12 protein-coding genes are annotated in these 20359 nt (G+C 45.1%); 8 read left to right on the top strand and 4 right to left on the bottom strand.

The window, feature by feature from the left end; all coding sequences use genetic code 11:
• The first annotated feature begins 408 nt into the window (after positions 1 to 408).
• Positions 409 to 1620, top strand: a complete 1212-nt coding sequence (locus tag BAZ21_RS03490; protein WP_068497135.1) for a hypothetical protein — start codon at positions 409 to 411, stop codon at positions 1618 to 1620.
• A gap of 112 nt (positions 1621 to 1732) precedes the next feature.
• Here the strand turns inward: BAZ21_RS03490 and BAZ21_RS03485 are convergent, their stop codons facing one another.
• A complete protein-coding gene (locus BAZ21_RS03485) occupies positions 1733 to 3358 on the bottom strand; it encodes a nitrite/sulfite reductase (RefSeq protein WP_068497134.1) in 1626 nt (541 codons plus the stop codon).
• Between the two features lie 310 nt (positions 3359 to 3668).
• On the opposite strand from BAZ21_RS03485, the gene BAZ21_RS03480 reads away from it, so the two are divergent.
• The 3 genes from BAZ21_RS03480 to BAZ21_RS03470 all read left to right on the top strand — a co-directional run bounded on the left by BAZ21_RS03480 (position 3669) and on the right by BAZ21_RS03470 (position 10043).
• Positions 3669 to 4916: a S1C family serine protease gene (locus BAZ21_RS03480; RefSeq protein WP_068497132.1), complete on the top strand. Its 1248-nt coding sequence runs from the start codon at positions 3669 to 3671 to the stop codon at positions 4914 to 4916.
• Between the two features lie 48 nt (positions 4917 to 4964).
• Entirely contained in the window at positions 4965 to 6881 is a 1917-nt protein-coding gene (locus BAZ21_RS03475) for a stalk domain-containing protein (RefSeq protein WP_068497130.1), read from the top strand.
• Between the two features lie 651 nt (positions 6882 to 7532).
• Positions 7533 to 10043 (top strand): U32 family peptidase, encoded by a 2511-nt coding sequence (locus BAZ21_RS03470; RefSeq protein ID WP_068497128.1) that lies wholly within the window; start codon positions 7533 to 7535, stop codon positions 10041 to 10043.
• A 148-nt stretch (positions 10044 to 10191) separates the two neighbouring features.
• On the opposite strand, the gene BAZ21_RS03465 is transcribed toward BAZ21_RS03470, so the two are convergent.
• Together BAZ21_RS03465 and BAZ21_RS03460 are read right to left on the bottom strand one after the other, a co-directional pair.
• Positions 10192 to 10578 carry a GtrA family protein gene (locus BAZ21_RS03465; RefSeq protein ID WP_256019960.1) on the bottom strand — a complete coding sequence of 129 codons (387 nt, stop codon included), beginning with the start codon at positions 10576 to 10578 and terminating at the stop codon, positions 10192 to 10194.
• Between the two features lie 62 nt (positions 10579 to 10640).
• Entirely contained in the window at positions 10641 to 11669 is a 1029-nt protein-coding gene (locus BAZ21_RS03460; RefSeq protein ID WP_068497124.1) for a glycosyltransferase family 2 protein, read from the bottom strand.
• 187 nt (positions 11670 to 11856) lie between these two features.
• Here BAZ21_RS03460 and galU point away from each other — a divergent pair, with 187 nt between their 5' ends.
• The 4 genes from galU to BAZ21_RS03445 all read left to right on the top strand — a co-directional run bounded on the left by galU (position 11857) and on the right by BAZ21_RS03445 (position 17646).
• Positions 11857 to 12747, top strand: coding sequence for a UTP--glucose-1-phosphate uridylyltransferase GalU (gene galU, locus BAZ21_RS03455; RefSeq protein ID WP_068497121.1), 891 nt, complete (start codon positions 11857 to 11859; stop codon positions 12745 to 12747).
• Positions 12748 to 12847: 100 nt separating this feature from the next.
• Entirely contained in the window at positions 12848 to 13024 is a 177-nt protein-coding gene (locus tag BAZ21_RS30180) for an FDLD family class I lanthipeptide (protein ID WP_218061413.1), read from the top strand.
• 68 nt (positions 13025 to 13092) lie between these two features.
• Positions 13093 to 16302, top strand: a complete 3210-nt coding sequence (locus tag BAZ21_RS03450) for a lantibiotic dehydratase (protein ID WP_068497120.1) — start codon at positions 13093 to 13095, stop codon at positions 16300 to 16302.
• 3 nt (positions 16303 to 16305) lie between these two features.
• The gene (locus BAZ21_RS03445; protein ID WP_068497118.1) at positions 16306 to 17646 is read left to right on the top strand and encodes a lanthionine synthetase C family protein; all 1341 of its coding nucleotides are present in this window, start codon (positions 16306 to 16308) and stop codon (positions 17644 to 17646) included.
• A gap of 114 nt (positions 17647 to 17760) precedes the next feature.
• Here BAZ21_RS03445 and BAZ21_RS03440 read toward each other — a convergent pair whose 3' ends face one another.
• Entirely contained in the window at positions 17761 to 20220 is a 2460-nt protein-coding gene (locus BAZ21_RS03440; RefSeq protein WP_068497116.1) for a Wzy polymerase domain-containing protein, read from the bottom strand.
• Positions 20221 to 20359: the final 139 nt, after the last annotated feature.

The following is a 20359-nucleotide window of genomic DNA, read 5'->3' as shown; positions in this document are numbered from 1 at the left end:
GGATTAGCGTACATTTTGGAAGCCCTGCACAGGCAGGAAGGCGGAATACGAATTAGCGTATTTATGTCTTCCCTTGGCAGGGCTTTATTTTTTTTGGAAAAAAGAAAACTTTTATCAATTTCTTGCGTTAAAGCATGTGACAGCTAGTTTTCCAAGCGCTGGAATAATAAATCTATAGTTTATATTCATCGACAGAAAGTTCTGAGTAGTCTCTCTATTTTGGAGTTGCGAATGTTTAGGCTCGGACTTGAAGAGGTAAATATTTAACTCATAAGTATATGGCATCATACAAAGCTCCGTGCCCACGTGACAACCATTCCAAGTTGAAGCGAAACCGTCTGTAGTTTGATCACATCCAAGGTTTATAAAACATCTCTGAGGTAAAGTCATGAAGGGAGCTGGAACGTTTTGAAGATTATGCAGAATAGAGTTCTACGTACACGTGTATATTCATGGGCAGCAGGAATTACTTTGGCGGCATGTGTGATGGGATATAGTGCTTCACCATCTTATGCTTCAGAGGTATCTCAGGCACTTGTGCCCAAGCAAGCCGAGATTGAAACCAGTGCGGCGCTTGGAAGCATTAAGGATGTAGACAACGCCCACGATTATATCCAGCCCGCAGCGAACGGTGGATTTTTATTTCTGAATATCGAGGACGATATAGAGGCAAGTGTAGTGCATGTTACATATGGCAAGCTGGACAGCTCTCTGGAGAGCGTATGGAAGCACCAGCAGGATTTGAACGTGCAGCCGGGAACGAGCAGCAGGGGAGTCCAGCGGGAAACGTCAGATGGTGGCATGTTGTTCCTGACTGACTATACCAAACCGAACGGAGTACAGGATTTGCAGGCTACACGATTGGACAACGATGGAAATGCTGTGTGGTCCAAAACGTTGCCAACAGATGGCTTGATATCCCGTGGACAGAATTCTCGGACAGGTTTGGAGCCGCTTGCGGACGGAGGTTTTCTGGTCTCCTCTCTGAACCGTGCGGAGCAGACTTTCACTGTACTCAAATATACAGAAGATGGCGATATCCAATGGAATCGAACGACGACCGGGGTAAACTCGGGTTGGCTGGTCGGCAGCTACAATGGATTTTATTCGCTTATGAACAGCTCAGCTGGCCCGGTAGGGGTACAAGCAGATGTATATGGTCGCGATATCCGTAATATCCATTTGGATTTGGGCTCAGGCAAGGAGATTGCAGCCGTACGTGAGCTGTCCAGTGGACATATTGCCGTAACGGGGCTTAAAGGAAACAGCAAGCGCACACAGGTTTTAAGCAATGGTCTGCAATTGTTTGGCACCACAGAGGACTATCCGGCTGACTGGGTGTACTTGCCTGAAGAACAGCTGTACGTTCAGTTCAGTGATCAATATGATCCACTGGGAAAAACCACGAAGATGCATGGAATCACCATCACAGGCTTGGAAGGAAACGGGACGAAGAAGTGGGAAACGACGACTCACTATAAGGAAGACAATTCCTTTGGTATCCGATATGATACGGGCTTGATATATAAAATACCATCAGGCTACGCGGTAGTAACCTCTACATCAGGTACCCGGAAACCAACAGTGCTCGATTTTGCGAAAATATTGATGCCGGAGTAATCCGGTGTCTTTTTTTATGAGTCTCCGAGGGCGATCTTGTATAGCTGTATGACAATAAAAAAACAGCCTGCTTGTAAATGAAACACAAACAGGCTGGTACTGGATATTGTATCTAGGATGCAACGATGCTGGATTGTAAAATGTCAGACAGTTTTTCCTGGAAAGCCGGAATGCCTACACGTTGTACATACGTATAAAAACTTTCACCAGGATTCCGGTTTTCTTTGTAGTACAGAATGAGCTCTGCCAGGACAGGTCCAACCTGATCCCCGCGCACGCGGCCCTTAAGCGCCTTGTTGAACTGGGCACCCGAGCCGAGTGCTCCGCCAACAGCGATGTCGAACGCATCGACCATGCCTTCGGGAGTTTTAACAAGCGAGCCCTGCAAGCCGATGTCCGCAATGTGTTTTTGGCCGCAGGAATTTGGGCAGCCGATAAAATGAATACGCACTTTTTCATCCAAATCGACATGCTGATCCAAATACTCGGCCACGTCAACCGCCCGCTTTTTGGTTTCGACAATTGCCAGATTGCAGAATTCATTCCCTGTGCATGATATCGTTCGGCTCATAAAATGCTTGGGCTGTGGTGTCAGGCGCTGCAATACAGGAGCTTTCAGTAATTCATCCACTTGGTCGTCAGGGACGCCACTCAGCAGTATATTTTGCGACATGGTGGTACGAATCTGTCCATCACCATAGCGATCAGCCAAATCAGCCAGTTCATGCAGCTCGTCAGCGCTCAGACGGCCGACAGGCACGTTCAAACCGACATAATTCAGGCCCTTCTGGGCTTGAGGATGTACACCGTCAAAATAGGCGGCTTGCCAGCCTATTGTTTTGTCCTCACCCCGTCCCGGCATTTCGCCGATATACTCAGTAAGCTTAGTCAGGAACTTTTCCGGACCCCAATCGGCGACGAGGAATTTCAGACGGGCATGATGCCGTTTTTCACGATAGCCATAGTCACGGAAAATGGTTGTGACGGCAATAGCAACCTTTAGTACCTCCTCAGGGCGAACAAACAGATCCAGTGACTGTGCCAAGTGTGGCTTGGCGGATAAACCTCCCCCAACCATCGCATGGAAGCCGACAACTTCTTTCCCGTCAATGATCTTGGTGGCTGGCGTGAAGGACAAGTCGTTAATTTCAGCCTGTGCGTTGTTGTACGTATTGCCGGAGATCGACATTTTGTACTTGCGCGGCAGATTGGAGAAGTCCCGATTCAACAAGAAAAAACGGTTCACCTCATCGACAATCTCTCTGGTATCGACCAATTCATTGGGGTCAATGCCAGCCAGCGGGTTGCCGACAATGGTACGCGGGCAATCCCCACAGGCTTCAAAGGAATACAAATCGACTTTTTCCAGTCGCTCGAAAATATCGGGCAAGCTTTCAACCGTCAGCCAGTGAAATTGAATTGCCTGACGAGTGGTGACATCCACAAGACCGCGTCCATATAGCGTGGATATGTCGGCCAGCGCATGTGCTTGTGCTGAAGTCATAATACCTGTGTTGATGCGGACACGCATCATGAAGTGGCCATCCTTGGGCTTTTGCTGATAGACACCCGCCCATTTGAAACGGTCCATATCGTCCGCAGAGATCGAGTCATAGCCTTCGTTTGCATAGTTTTCGATAATGGTGCGTATAACGTCGAGCCCGTCTTTTTCCAGCTTGACCAGCTCAAATTTGTTTAACTTATCTGGATGAGCAGTCCAGATTGGTTCGTAGGCCATCCTGTTAGCCTCCTTCATTTTATTTCCGACAATATAACTAAGATATAATGTGATGGTATCACAATTGGTTGTGCCCGTAAACGAAGGAATGGCCCAAACGGTATAACGATTATTTATCGTTTTTGCTTATTTTTTTGATATAAGGATTTGGTAATTTTATAATATAAATAGTATGAGAGGATAGGGCTGTGACAAACGGCGCTTTTTAAGAAAAAGATAGGGCTTAAAGCGTTTGTATGCATGTCCCCTCTATGGTAGATTTGGACTAGTTGATAGAACAGGGTTATGTTAGAGAGGAAATGGTGAGTATATGCGTAAGATGGGGAAAAGGGCGATCGTTCTGGCTTTAGGCAGCGCTTTGTGTGTTTCTGGAACAGCAGGTGCAGCCAGCAGTGGAGCTGCTTTGAAGGCCAAAGTCATTAATGGCGGGGTCTATGTCAACGTAAGCGATATGAATAAAGCATTGGGAACTAGCGGCGCATATAACAGCGCGAATGGTACATATACATTAACGGCAGATCGTGTGCCGCAGGTCATTAAAAATGTGTCTCCTTCCGTGGTTGGTATCATCGGCCGTTCAGCCACAGGAGAAACAGTGGCGGGAGGAGATCGGTACAATCTGGCTCATGGCACGGGTGTCATCATTCGGACAGATGGATGGATTGTCACGAATGCGCATGTTATTGAAGGATTAGGTGATGCCGTGGTCGTAACTTCGGACGGAAAATCCTATGGAATCACCGACAGCTACAGCGATCCGGTCAGTGATTTGGCATTAGTCAAAATCAAGGCAAGCGGACTCAAGCCTGCTACCTTGGCGACTTCCACGAACAGTCTGCAGGTGGGTGAGCAGGTGGTGGCTATCGGTACGCCGATCTCGTTCTCACTTCGTAATTCGGCAACCTCGGGTGTCGTTAGCGGACTGAACCGTGGTGTCAACGCTGCTTATCGTCTGATCCAAAGTGATACAGCGATCAATCCCGGTAACAGCGGCGGTCCGCTGGTCAATCTCAAAGGCGAGGTCATCGGGATCAATACGATGAAATTTTCGGCGGTCGGTATTGAAAATATGGGCTTTTCGATTCCGTCGGATACGGTAAAATACGTCATCAGTCAATTTTTCAAATACGGCGAGGTTCGGCGTGCCAGTCTTGGCTTGGGGCTGGAAGAGAGCTGGTCAGCTATCGTCGGGTTGCCTACCGAGGACCCTTTGAAAGTTACGAAAATTACTTCGGCGAACGCTGTCCAGGCCAAAATCAAGGAAGGCGATGAGCTGTACAGTATTAATGGCAAGCGTGTAGCTTCCGCAATCGACGTCAATGAGTTGCTTAAAAGCTATCAGCCGGGTCAAACGGTGAGTGTACTTATGCAGTCGGACGGTGACATTGTGAAGCGTAAGCTGGTATTGACACAGGATAATGGTGAAATCTATGATTCCATTCAGTCAGGGGAAGATCTTGAGGATTCGAATGAATCGGGTTCCGTCGAAGATGGCGGCAAAGCGCCTTCCAAGGAAGCATCAGAGTCAGTTCAAGAGTCCGCTGTTACTGGAAAGTGAACGAAAACGGATCTTGAATCTATCAAATACAGCTAAAGGGAGATTACCGTGAAGCATATTCAAAGAAAAATGATGCGCAAGCTGGGGGTCGGCGCTGTCGCATTGTCCCTTCTGCTTTCCAATTTGCCAGCAGTCGCAGCAGATAGTAGTGATACAACCATATTGGAGCTGCGCCTGCAAAGCGGCAGCAATAAAGCCATCGTGAACGGTCAGAATGCGAATATTACGAAGCCGTACTCGAAGAGTGGGGCACTTATGGTTCCTGCTGGTGTGTTTAAAAAGGCATTTAACAGCAAAATTCGGCTGGCTGAAGATAATGTAGTCAAAATCAGCAGTGGGTCTCGCATCGTATCGCTGACCATTGGTAGCCGTACAGCCTGGGTGAGAGGCCACAAGGTAACCCTTCCTGCTCCGCCGGAAATGTCTTCAGGTATCCTCATGGTGCCTTTGCGTCAAGTAGCGGAAGGACTTGGCGGCAAGCTGGAGAAGAATGGTGCAGGTATCATCATTCGGATGGAAGCGCAAGAAGAGGCGAGCACGGTAGCTGAAGAGACGCCGAACATTGATAACGATGAGGGCAAGACGCAGATCGGGAATAGTTACTACGAATGGTCCATGAACTATCCTACAGGACTCGTCATTGGTCAGGGAGGTGGAGATGAGAGTATTTCCACCTTTATGGACGAAAATAGCGCGTATTATATGGAAGTCCATGCAGCATCACAGCCGGTTCCACTGAATGCGGATGATCTGTTACAACAATTGGTGCAGAATGCCAAAGAAACGGGAGAAACTGTCGTAGATCGAAAATCCTTCCCGAAAGCAAAGGTGCCTTATGCTCGTGTCATTACGAAGGATGCGGACGGCGTATTGTGGGAAAATCGTCAATATTATGATAACGGGCGACTATATGTGGTTTATTTTTCCGATGCCAAAGCCACAAACTATAAAGATCTGGCCCAATATGCGGTACTATTAAATTCCTTCAAAACCTCCTTTAATGCGCAGGATAAGAGTATCAAAGACCTGTCCACCGTCGTAGGAGGCACACGCGAGGCCGGGAATTCGGACTACGGTGTGTCACTGAGCATCCCCGCAGGCTGGAAAATAGATGATCAGCGGATGCAGTATGAGAGCAATGATGGATCGAGCTTCCATATGAAAGTCACCTCAGCTCCTGCGGATGGTAAATTGGAGAGCTGGAGTCAGCAGTTGCAAAAATGGCTGAGTGATTCATTTGTGTCCACAGCTTATGAGGCACAGAAGACGTATCCAATGAAGATTGCAGGCGTTGAAGGGTTGGTCCAGGAGTACCGATATAATTTTGGTGATGGATGGGTTAAGGAATACAATGTGCTGATTCAGCAAAATGGATACCGTTATCTGGCGGAATACGCGGTGCCGGAAAAAGTAAGCAAAGGGAATGACCTGTTCAACGCACTCATTTCCTCGCTTCAAATTGATTTCCAGACCGTAGCGAGCAACTTCGGACAGCTGGAAGAAGACGACTATCTGACAGACAAAACGAAAACGGTCAAAAAGACATCCAAAGCCTATGAATATTCGGTCAATATTCCGCGGTACTGGACAGCGGTCAGCGACCAATTTGAATTAGGCGATGTGGAATACAAGTTTACTGGCGGTCGTTTTTCCATCAAAATTGACAATGATCAATCATTTGAGTTAACAGTGTCCCAGCTCAAGGACTTTTATGATAAACAAGGTAAAAACTATAAAAACCTCAAGGTTGAGGAGGTTAAGGACGTGACGTTTGCTGGTGTTCCAGCTGTGTCTTTTACATTCCACCGTGTAGAGGAAGGCATCGGCTATACAGGCCACCAAATCGTTCTGGAGCATAATGGGAAAACATATACCGTGACAACAACGTTGAATGATGCGAACAACACGGCTGTGCAGTCCAATGCACTGGATTCGACGCTGAATTCGTTTATGTTTGTGAAATAGGGAAAAGATTAGGCAGTTATGTGGGGAGCGCTGCGCGTGCCATTTGATCCTGCGATCGCTGTTGACCCGGGATTCTTGGATTGTATAAGTGATTTATATGTAAGAATCCCAGGTCAAAGGCGAACGCTGCGCTTCTACGGATTCAAATGGCCCGCTTCGCTGGCACCCGCCACAAGAGTGCTAATTTCTCAAGGAGGGGATAGAGGCAGAGAAGAACAAAGGCTGCACGTTTTACTAGGTTGCCTATCCTACCTAATTTTCCTTTTTTAAGAAGTAGTCTGAGCAGCGATATTTACTTCGCTCTTTCTAGTTTTATATGACTCACCTCCAAAGCACCGCTTGACGGATATGGAGGTGTTTTTTTTGTTTTTAGTATGATATTTTTGAAGGAATCGCTTGGAAAGTGTAGAAGCTTGGGGCGCAGTCTGGTACACTAGATTAGTTACAAGATAAGAATGATTATGCCGCAGATGTTTGTGATGCGGATTTTTTGAGTTGGATGTAATTCATGCGAGGAACCGATGGTTCAGAGTGTGGATGATCGGACAGGATGATAGAAACAGACAGGATTCAAGTAAGCAGCATAGCTGCCCTGAAAACAATGATTAGCCAATGGGGATCACTCGTTTTCAGCATATAGGGAGGACAATAATGAAATCAGCAGTACGAAGAGAAGATGTCGAGCTTCTGGCACCAGCAGGTGACTGGGATTGTATGCGTGCGGCGGTAGCGAATGGAGCCGATGCAATCTTTTTCGGAGTCGAAAAGTTCAATGCGCGAGCACGGGCGAACAATTTTCGCATGGATGAACTGCCTGAAATTATGGCGTTTTTGCATAGCTACGGGGTTAAAGGCTTTTTGACATTCAATATATTGGTATTTGAGAATGAGCTGGAGGACGCCAAGGAGCTGGTGGATGCCTGCATTGATGCCGGAGTCGATGCCTTAATTGTTCAGGATATGGGCTTGGTGAAAATGATTCGTGATATATCACCGGATTTTCCGATCCATGGCTCTACCCAAATGACAATTACCTCGCCGGAGGCTGTAGAGTTCACGAAGCCGTACAACATGGAACGGGTCGTGCTTGGTCGCGAAAATAATCTGAAACAGATTCAAAAAATTGGCGATCAGGCGAGACTTCCGATGGAAGTGTTTGTACATGGTGCGTTATGCGTATCTTATTCAGGTCAATGCCTGACTTCGGAAATGTGGGGCGGACGCTCTGCTAACCGTGGTGAGTGTGCACAGGCATGTCGTTTGCCTTACGATCTGATGGTGGATGGAGAGCAAAAGCCGATGGCCGATGTGACATACCTGCTATCCCCCAAGGATCTGGCGGCCATTGATTTGATACCTGAGCTGATCGACGCAGGTGTGGTTTCCTTTAAAATCGAAGGGCGACTGAAAACGCCTGAATATGTGGCGAATGTGGTCAGCAAGTATCGCAAGGCCATTGACAAGTATTTTGATGGCGATATGTCCAAGACGAGCAAAGAGGATATCCGTGAGCTGCAGCAGAGCTTTTCACGCGGCTTTACGCACGGTTTTCTGGAAGGAACGAATAACAAAAAGCTGGTTGACGGTACGTTCCCGAAAAGCCGGGGGGTGTATCTGGGCCGAGTGGAGCAAATTCTTCGTGATGGTGTAGTCTGCCGTATTGATGCACCGCTGAAGCGTGGCGATGGTATTGTATTCGATGCGGGCGATCCTACACAAAAAGAAGAGGGCGGACGCGTATACGATATCCGCCGCAAGGGCGTGAAAATTGAAGGCGAAGCCGGAGAAGGCTGGATCATCGACATCGTAGCGGGACGCAACGATGTGGATCTGCGCCGTGTACACGTGGGCGACCGCATTTGGAAGACCAACGACCCGGCGCTGGACAAGCGTCTGCGCCAGTCGTACGAAACGGACAAGCCGTACCGTGTCTTCCCGGTACATGTGCGTGTCAGCGGCTCCCCAGGGCAGCCGCTGTCGACCTGGTGGACCGACGTGCAGAAGGGCACAACGGTCCGCGTGGATTCCGAGCTGGAACTGGAAATCGCCCAGAAGCGTCCGATGACGCACGAGCTGCTCGAGGAGCAGTTCGGCCGACTGGGCGGAACGGTGTTCCAGCTGGAAGAGCTGGACGTCCATCTGCATGGGGACGTCATCGTGCCGATGCGCGAGCTGAACAGCATCCGCCGTCAGGCGGTGGAATTGCTCGCGGGCGAGCGCCCCAAACCGCCCGTGTACACGAAGCGGGCGGTAGAGGTGTATGGCGATGCATCCGTTCCGGCATCGCCTGTGGTACGCGGTCGGGCGGAGCTGACCGCGCTGTGCCGCAGCCTCCCGCAGGTTGAGGCTGCGCTGGAGGCCGGCGTGGAGTTCATCTACGCCGACTTCGAGTTCATCAAGCAATTCCCGGCAGCCGTAGAGGCTGTGCACGGCGCAGGACGCCGAATTGCGCTGGTAACCCCGCGTATTCACATGCCGGGTGAAAACGGCTATCACAACAACATACTGCGCCTGAAGCCGGATGCTGTGCTGGTGCGCAATCCGGGTGCGCTGTATTTCTACATGCGTCATCGCCTGGAGAACCCGGACGCACATCACCCGCAGCTGATTGGTGACTTCTCTCTTAATGTTGCCAACCATAAGGCGGCTGATCTGTTCCTGGATTCCGGCTGTGATCTTGTTACGCCGTCGTATGATCTGAACATCCAGCAGATGGTCGATATGCTGAGACGAACGCGTACCGACAAGCTGGAGATTGTCATCCAGCAGCATATGCCGATGTTCCATACCGAACACTGCGTATACTGTACCTTCATGAGTGAAGGCACGGACTACACCAACTGTGGTCGTCCTTGTGAGGATCACCGTGCCTCCCTGCGTGACCGGATTGGCATGTCTCACCCGGTTCGCGTGGACGAAGGCTGCCGCAATACGGTATACAATGCTATCGAGCAATCCGGTGCCGAGTACCTGTCCAACTTTATGGAGCTGGGTGTGTCCCGCTACCGCGTAGAGTTTTTGGAGGAGACACCGGAGCAAGTACACGAGGTCATCGATCTCTACAATCGTGCCCTGCGTGGAGAAATCAGCGGTACGCAGGTTTGGAAGACGCTCAAGGCGACGAACCAATTGGGTGTTACACGTGGGCAGCTGGTGAAGTAAGAGGATGGCAATAGGCTAGCACAGCATTTTCATATTAGTTTTGATATTTGAATGTAGAAAAAGCAAAAAGCAGGGTATGTGCATCAAGAGCACATACCCTGCTTTTTTAACCATGAGTTTATTATTAATCGCTATAAACCTCGTATCATTATACCTTTTGGGCTTTCGTTTTTCGGGAAAAAACAATATACTTTTGTCCAACATAATTAATTAAAGTATAAAAAATATTCCCGATGAGGATGGAGAGATTGCCTAGAACTCCGCTGTTTTTGATGTCTAAATTAGAGACAAGGAAGTGACTGATTAGATAGCTGAGGCAATACGATAGTAAATAGCATATCAATATGATAGATATAAATTTCCAAAGGGTCTGCCCGTGGCTTGCACTATTTTTGAAAGTAAACCTTTTGTTTAGGAAGTAGCTGACGGTAGCACCCACAGAATTACCAATAAAGGTCGATAACCAGTAATTAGTCCCCAGGTTAAAAAGCAAGAACATGACGGACATACCGCATAGTGTATTTAAAACACCCACCACAAGAAAACGGAAGAAGCTATTCTGAAATAAAGTCAATGTATTCACCTGTTCGCATCTGTTTATTGGACAGCCACAGCTTCCCTTTCGCTATTTTTAACTTTTGTTTTTTCAGCGTCCAGGGTGCTTTGGGAATCTAAAATGGTCTCAATAATATATTTAGGTCTTTGTTTTACTTCTTTATATATTTTACCGATATACTCGCCAATGAGTCCGAGTGCAACAAGCTGTAGACCCCCTATAAACCAGATCGACAGCATTAATGAAGACCAGCCCCAGACGGTGGTACCAAGGAACTTGCTAATGATGGTATAAGCAGCTATTAATAAGCTTACTCCAAACATTGCAAAACCCACAGCCGAAATAAGTCGGATTGGGGTTACACTAAACGAGGTGATTCCATCGAAAGCAAAAGCAAGCATTTTCTTTAACGGATATTTGGACTCTCCTGCAAAGCGCTCATGTCGATCATAATACACTTCAGTAGATCGATATCCTATTAACGGAACCAGCCCTCGTAAAAAGAGGTTAACCTCTTTAAAGTTGCTAAGCTCCTGGAGAACTCTTTTACTCATCAAACGGTAATCAGCATGATTGTATACGATGTTGACTCCCATCTTACTCATAATACGATAGAAGCCTTGAGCAGTTGAACGTTTGAAAAATGTGTCGGTAGCTCTACTTTTTCGGACTCCATACACGATGTCATAGCCTTCTTTGAACTTGATAACAAATTCTTGGATGGCATTGAGATCATCTTGCAGGTCTGCATCAACGGATATTACGCAATCGGAGGTTTCTTTAGCTTCCATTAGCCCAGATAATAAAGCGTTTTGATGACCCGCATTTTTCGCCAATTTGAGACCACTGACAAAAGGGTTTTTCTGATTATATGATGCTATGATGTCCCATGTTTTATCACGGCTGCCATCATCAACAAACAACATTTTACTATGTCTGGATATGAGCTGACTGTCTGCTAACTCCTCAAGAATGACCGTAAGCCTGCTTATCGTTTCAGGCAATACTTCTTCTTCGTTATAACAGGGAATAACTAATGTTAAAACGGGGTTACTAATTATTGAATCCAAAGAACTCTCTCCTCAAATTTTGGCTTAACTGGTACTCAAATTCCTATCTTTTTTAATCTATAATATGGTTTACTTAAATTATATAACATTGCAATAACGAAGTGCTATAATAAACTATTAGTAATTTACAAGCGCTACTCAAATTATTGAATAATTTAGTAAGTTTTGTTGAAAAGGAGTTTAACCTATGAAAATCCGTAAAGCAATCATTCCAGCTGCTGGACTGGGAACCCGATTCCTGCCTGCCACGAAAGCGATGCCCAAAGAGATGCTTCCGATCGTAGACAAACCAACAATTCAATATATTATTGAAGAGGCTGTAGCATCTGGTATTGAGGATATCATTATCGTTACTGGTAAAGGTAAAAGAGCAATTGAGGATCATTTTGACTATTCCTTTGAGCTGGAGCATAATCTGACATCGAAGGAAAAATGGAATCTGCTGAATGAAGTGCGCAAACCATCCGAGATGGCAGATATCCACTATATTCGTCAAAAGGAGCCTAAAGGTTTGGGGCATGCGATCTGGTGTGCACGCAAGTTTATTGGGGATGAGCCTTTTGCCGTACTTTTGGGTGATGATATCGTTGAGTCTGAGAATCCATGTCTCAAACAGATGATTGACGTTTTTGATGAGTATCAGCGTTCTGTTGTAGGTGTAAAGCAAGTGGATTGGAACGAGGTTCATCGGTACGGGATTGTTGAAGGTCATGCACTTACCACCAAAATCTCAGAAGCAGAACGTTTGGTAGAAAAGCCGAAGAAAGAAGAAGCAACCTCCAACTTGGCGATCATGGGGCGTTATATCCTGACGCCTGATATTTTTGATATCCTGGGTCAGCAATCTGCTGGCGTAGGCGGAGAGATTCAGCTGACGGATGCATTATCCAAACTGGGAGAAAAGAATCCGATTTTGGCCTACGAATTTGATGGCAATCGCCATGACGTTGGTGAAAAGCTGGGCTTCATTGAAACAACCATCCATTATGCCTTGCAGCATAACGAAATTAAAGATGAAGTATTGGCTTATATGAGAAAGGTTATTGAAGAAATTGATGTAAATGTAACAAAATTGTAATTGTATGCGATAAAATGAAATTTTGGATTTTTAAGTTCCTCCATTAAAATAAGAGAGCAATATTCCAAATATTATCTTATTTTGCGAAGGAGGTATAAAGATGAACCCTTTAGAACTATTCACTTTGCAACAAAAAGACACCCTTGATTTGGACTTGCAGATTAGTGCTTTATCATCTAATTCGGCACCTAAATGTAGCGTTACCAGCACTGTTTCCTGCTCTGCTTCTTCTTGCTATAGTTGGAATAACTATGTGACTTGTAACTGCTGTGTTTAGTTGCAAAAACAACCCCAGATATGATTCGTATATCTGGGGTTATTTTATGTTAAGGAGGTTTATGTGCTATGAAGAGTGCTGAGAGCAGGAATACAGATATGAATATGTTCAGAGCTTTGGAATTTTTTTTAGTTAGAATTCCGTTGTTGCCTGTTGAAGTGTATGAAAAATTATTTATTGAACCTTCGGATGAAGGTTTGCAGAACAAGCTGTTCCATATCGTAAAAGATCCGATTATCCGTGAAGCGCTTTCAATTGCCAGTCCCTCGTTAATGAGCTCTGTTAATCAAATACTGGACAATCCCAATTTAAAGAAAGTAGATAAGATTATCAAAGCCTTAGCTCATTATATGATTAGGCTTTCAACACGGGCTACCCCTTACGGTGTTTTTGCTGGAGTTGCCATGGGTTCTTTTGAAAGTGAAAACAAACTTGTATTAGGAGATTTGAGCTGTAATCGAAAAATAGCACGCCCAGATATGCAATGGTTAATGGATCTCGTAAAGGGTTTGGAACGTAAGAGGCATGTCGTTGAACAAGTCAAAGTTCGTACGAATCCGATCTTGTATGTTTCCGGCTCCCGTGTGAAGTTACCTTATCTCAATTATATAGATCATAGTGATTCCACTGATGAAATGAAAAGCAGTTCAATCCGCATTTCCAAGTTTGTGGATTATGCCATTCACTGTGCGAAAAAGCCCGTTCCTATAAAGACGCTAATGAACAAAATGCAAGAAGAGTTCCCCACTATGAATCAAGAACAGCTATTTGATTTTTTAATGAAGTTAATAGAGCAAGAGTTTTTAATAAGTCATTTAAGGCCCCCCTTATCCATGCGTAACTCTGAAATGCCGTTTGAATATATAAAAAGGCAACTCGCATCGATAACAGGCATAGACGATCTCAAAGCCTCCATTCAGAAGATCCATAACCACATTCAGCAATATAATCAAACCTCTGTAGGTGAGGGGGAAGAGCTATATACGAACATATGCAGCAGCATCAATGAAATGTTTCCCAGCAAAGATCCGCTCCAAATTGACATGGAAACAGCTATAACAAGCGCGACTTTAAGCCACGATATAGCGGAAGAGGTTGCTAAAGCTGCCGAAATCTTATGGAGACTATCGAATGATGTGTGCAATCCGCATCTTGAGACCTATCGGAGTGCTTTTATTGAGAAATATGGATTACATCGTCAGATTCCCTTGTTAGAACTGTTGGATGAAGATATGGGATTAGGAGCTCCTCCAGATTATAAATATCCTGTGAGCAAACGTAGCTGGGAAATGCCTGCTGCCAATACGGACAGAGATAAACAATTAGCACGCTGGGTTGCAGAAGCGATCAAACGAGGTAGTATCGAAATTGAGCTTACAGATGAAAAAATCAAAAAAATAGAATGCGTGCCATCTGATCTTATGCCTCCGCCATCCTTGGAGATGTATGTTACCATCGCCGCTTCGGATGCAAACGATCTGGAAAAGAAGGGATATAAATTGATTGTAAATCCCAATTCAGGAGACTCAGGTGCAGGCAAAGCGTTTGGGAGATTTGGTCCGATTCTAAATGAACTTGCACAAGGGCAAATCTCCAGTATTTATGAAATACAACCTGATCAAGATCCAAACGTGATTTTTGCGGAACTTATCTATCTTACAATTAATAGTAGGCATTCCAACGTCGTTATAACGAATCGATCCTGCACTCATCAGATTATCCTTGGGACGAATGATTACACAGATGATCGAGCGGCAACCATTCCTTTATCCGATTTATATGTAGGTTGTACACACAACTCTTTTTATTTAATGTCACGTTCTTTGAATAAGAGAGTGATCCCGGTGGCCACCAATATGCTGAATTATTACAGAGCGCCTAATATTTATCGATTTTTACGTGAAATTCAACAGGAGGGGCAAAGAAACATTTCATTATTTCAATGGGGAAACCTCTCGGGATTCCCGTTCCTTCCCCGCATAAGGTACGGTAATACTATTCTTTCACCAGCGATGTGGTCTTTAAATGCAGATATGGAGGCTTTTCAGGAGTGTCATACCAAAAGTGATTGGAGTCATGCATTTGAAAGGTTTAGGAAAGAGTGGAGTATTCCGCGATACGTGTATATAACCATTGCAGATAACAGATTATTAATGGATACTACGCATGATTTTTGCATATCCGAACTATATGATAAATATCGAAAGCTTTCAGGCTCAGCATCCCTATTGTTGACTGAATGCGGTTTTGAATGGAATGAAGTATGGGGAGAGTCCACGAAAGGACACCACATTGCAGAGTATGTCATTCCTTTAGTGAGAATGAATGGGGTAGTCCCATCTGGATTAAAGGATCTTGTTCAGCCGAGTGTTATGCATAACACTATCAGCACCAGTATGATGAATGCCTACTTCCCAGGGGACGAATGGCTTTACGTCAAGCTGTATGGCATGTCTGAACGGGAAAGAGAATTTATTGGGAATTACCTCAGACCGTTTTGTGAACTGGCAGAAAAGCAAAAAATAATTGATCAATATTTTATCGTTCGATATAGAGATCCTGATGACCATGTACGTGTGAGATTTCATGGAGATGCAGCGATGTTGTGTGCACAACTGATTCCTGCTATTCAATCGTGGGCGAACAAGCTTAAGCAGGAAGGACTGCTGAACCAGGTTGTGTATGATACATACGTGCCAGAGGCGGAAAGATACGGCGGAGACAGCTTCATTCAATTGGCAGAGGAGATTTTTGCCGAGGATTCCAAACTCGCTTCCGAATTCATCTTTTTGCAATATAACAAGAAGTTAAGGATTGATTTGGAAGATATTGCATTAATCAGTATTGTTGATATGTTAAACCAATGGATGCCTTCATTAGTTAAACAGGTTGAATGGTCGCAACAGAAAGAGTGGCATAACAATCATACCAAAGCATTCCAAAAGAGTCGTACATGGTACATGTCAATATGCGATGTTTCAGATCAATGGAGTTCATTGAGAGCTTATGAGTATGGTGAATTTATGATAGAGCGCTTCCAACCTCGCAGGGAGAAACTAAAGCAATATAAGGAGAGCTTCTTCCAGGAAAAAGAGGAAACATGCGGGGATGGGCCTTTGTTGGATATTATGGAAAGTTTCATCCACATGCACCTGAATAGATTATTGGGCACGGATCGAGCGAAGGAGGCGAAAGTAATGTCACTATTAAGCCACGCTCTTTATCATCTGAACCATGCTCAGAAGTACACAAAGCGAATGAATAATAAGGAGTGCTGAAGTATGATCACAATGGGAATATCGGAAGATTTGCGTCAGACTATTCTGGAGATTGTACAAGAGGTTGCAAGAAGATTAGCAGATCCGGAATTCGTAAAGGCTATGTGCTCATCAAAGACGAATCAAACAGCTCTACAAGAGGATTATAAATGGAATGACATAAGTCTTGCGAGTGGCTATCCAGCAGTGAGTCTACTGTTCGGGAGGCTGGGTGCTGTATTTCAAGAGGATACATTTACACGATATGCACATCAATATCTTATAAATACAAGAGAAGCACTTAAACTAGAGGAGAACATCTCTTTATCGCTGTGGAGCGGGCTGTCGGGCATCGGGTTTACGGCTTATGCATTATCTGACAAACTTCGTAAATACCAAAGTTTTATTCAACAGATCAATCATTTAATCATTCGCTATGGCGTAGCTCTGTTGGAAAGCTCAAGAAACAATCTAGAAACAGGGGTCAATTTTCATGATTATGATGTCATTTCGGGATGGAGTGGAATAGGTAGATACCTGTTATTGTTCCCAGATGTACCGGAGATGAGAGATCTCCTTAGAGATGTTCTTGAATATCTTGTCATGTTAAGTGAAGAGAGAGCTTGGAAGGGTGAATTCCTTCCAGGCTGGTATATTCCCGTTCGCAATCTGCCTTCACATGAGCAATTGAGGTATCCTCAAGGATATTTTAATTTGGGGCTGGCTCATGGGATTCCCGGCCCGTTGGCATTACTGTCGATAGCTTGGCATCAGAATGTGAGGGTATCAGGCCATAAAGAGGCTATAGAGCGATACAGTTCGTGGCTGGACCATTGGAAGCAAAAAAATGATTTCGGGTGGTATTGGCCCAATAATATAAGCTACAAAGAGTATATGAACGGAATCATTCCCGATGAAACAGAACGTGAAGCCTGGTGTTATGGAACTCCAGGGGTTGCTAGAAGCTTATGGTTGGCAGGGAGGGCTCTGGAGAACGAAGACTTAAAGTCGCTCGCTGTGGATGCCTTCAAATCCATATATGCACGTCCTCGTGAACGTTGGAGCATATATTCTCCAACGGTATGTCATGGCTATTCGGGATTAATAAAGCTCACCCATCAGATGTATCTGGATACGGGAGATGTCGAGCTGCGTGAATATGCCCGAGGTTTGCTTCTAGAAGTCGTTGAAATGTTCGATAGTGGAGCAGCATTTGGTTTTTGGGATATAGTAAAGGATACTCAATCGGTCAAACATTTGGATTTCGTAGGAGTATTGGATGGGGTTTCAGGTATTGCTATGACTTTGCTGGATACCCTTGAATCCGAGGAAAGTGTTTGGGGAAGGAGTTTATTAATCACATAGCGGGAGGAAATAAAACTCAGGATATAAAGGAAGGAACGCTAGAAGTGAAAAACTTCTGCGTTCCTTTTTTTGTTGGTGCATCTCTGTATTTGCGTTCAATGCTAAACGGTATACCTAGAGCTTTAAGGCCTTTAACTGCTCAATTTGCTCCTTCTCCTTCGGATCAGCCTGAATCAGTTTGTTATATAAAGCTTCGTCGTTTTGGCCCTGCTGTTGTAGGGCAGCAATGTAATAGCGAGCGACCTCACGATTCGTAGCATCACTCAGATCGTCCTTCAAGCCGTTTTTGAGGATGTTGACAGCCTCAGCAGGCTTACCTGACATGAACTCAATCTTGCCAGTACTGAGCGCAATACCTGGAGTTACTTCAAAGGTACGTGTCAACTCAATTTCAGGTGGAATCGTCTTCATATGGGCTACCCCATCCAGAACCTGCTGATAAGCAGCAAGACCTGCTTGGAAATACTTCTGTTCCTTGGCGGTATCCTTCTGCCCACGCGCCTGATCTCCAAGGTAGTAAGCTTGGGTAATTAACATATTGTACCAATCATTGTCCCAGTTAAATTTGTAAATATTATTTTCCAAAATGCTGAAAGCTTGCTCATTCTCACCTTTCATTTGTAAAAGCGAAATTTTGGAGTTGAACATGGCTTTGTTATACGGTTCTGCCTTCAGGCCCGTATTTAGTACCTCTATTGCAGCGGTATAAAATTCCTCTTTTTTCGTTTGATCATAAACATTCTTGTACAGTGCAGCCAATCTCAGAACCGAGTCCGGGTGTGTAGGACGAAGTTCAAGATCTTTATTAATAGCACTTTGGATTTCCTCAAAAGATGTGCTGACCGCCATGATCTGTTTGGCATATGAGGCAGCATTAGCCGATTGCACAAAGCGAAGACCTGAGAATAGCACGACGATACTCAGGATACCAATGACTGCACTGTACGTGATCCGAAAACCGGAGGCACTCATGGACAAGCGTTTAAGAGGCTTGCTGTCCATAGCAGCGGCCATACCACCGAGACTCATAAATACCAGTATGCCCATGAACACGTAACTCAGATTAAAGTCCAGCAAGCTATGGAGTAAGATCGAGAGTGCTAAAATAAGATACAGAAAGTGAGAATCCCGCTCTTCATCTTTTTGTCTAATATAGCTACGAATATATTTGTAGAAAATATATAAGATGAATGACATTAAAATTACAAAACCGAGAATACCTACTTCAACCAGGTACTGCATGAAAAAGTTATGGGCCTGACGGCTACTATAAGGATAATCTTGGTATTCCTCGTATAAAGTAGCCCAACCGCCGCCGCCGGTGCCAATAACGGGATGATCTTTAATCAATTTGGCAGCATCCTGATAGAATACAAGTCGTTCCAGTACACTGTGCTGGCGGAAATTGATATTTTCTAACCGGACCTGTACATTCTCCGGCAGTACGCTGCGCAGGCCAGTACCAATAAGCAGAAAAGCCAGCAAGCCAATTACTACAACTGAACCGACAGGTAGCCACAAGTTAGAAAACTTCCGAGAGGCCCAACCCTTGAGGGTGCTCTCCAGTTTTGGCGAAAGATAACGCTCAACAAGCCACAGGACGACAGCTACAACAAGGGAGACCCCGATAAGCAATCCCCAGCCCTTGGCTGCCTCTCCACCGTTATAGGCTTTATCAAGTTGTAATCCCATATTCGTGATCGGTGTTAAGATAGATATCGACGCTGCACCAGCAATGGCACAATGTATAATCCATATGATTTGTCGTGCCGGTTTAAAGAAAAGCAAAAGCAACACGAATACAACTGGCAGCATAACCAGGCCGCCCCGTGACAAAGTTAGGAATAGCGAGACCAGGATTGGCACCAACATGAAGCCATGTGTAGCTTTGCCATACCACGATTTTGACTTCATCAGACAAAATACGGCTGCAAATAGGAAAGCCATCAGGAAAGCGGCATATGTATTCGCATATTGAAACACTGATGTCAGCCGGAGTCCATTTGTATCTATCATAGTTGCATTGGTATAGCGGTCATGGTACACATATTGGCTAAGCCAGCCTACCAACTTGCCGGCAAGCACCCACTGTCCGAACCAGTTAATAAAGCCAAAGCCTACAATGACATAAGCAACCGTCATAATCAGATTGTGAATAATCTTATTGCCTAAGCGATCCTGGAGTAGATAGATTGAGATGATAAACAGGGCGGCATATATGCACTGTACCACCACCATATTCATGGCCAGGTAATGTGAAGCTGCTGAAGTCAGTGAAAGCACATAAGTCAGAGGAAGTAACAGCACCAATACAGCCAGCCAATCCCTTTGCTCTTCCAGCTTAAATTTCTTATAATAGGTTACGATTCCCAAAATCAGCAGAATCGTGCTGATGATCAAGGCCCAATACAGAGGCTTCTCAAAGTCGAGCATTTGCCCATTAAAAAGCGCAGCCTGGAAGGGGGCCCAAGCTAAAAACAAAATCATGCCAACAATTAACACCCAAAATATAGCCGGCCTTTTATCGTCACGGGTCGACGTTTGGGCTTGTTTCCCGTATACTGGATTCGACAAGGTTTACAATCTCCTTTTCTTGTAGATACGTCATCATTTTAGCATATCGTGGCTGTATGAGCCATATCGTAAGCAAGAAGATGTCAAAAATTTACACTAACGTAGTGTAAGAGACTACCAAAACATGTTTAAGGTCGTG

Source organism: Paenibacillus kribbensis, from assembly GCF_001705305.1.
In the GTDB taxonomy this organism is placed as follows: Bacteria; Bacillota; Bacilli; order Paenibacillales; family Paenibacillaceae; genus Paenibacillus; species Paenibacillus kribbensis_B.
This window is presented reverse-complemented; position numbering and strand designations above follow the sequence as displayed.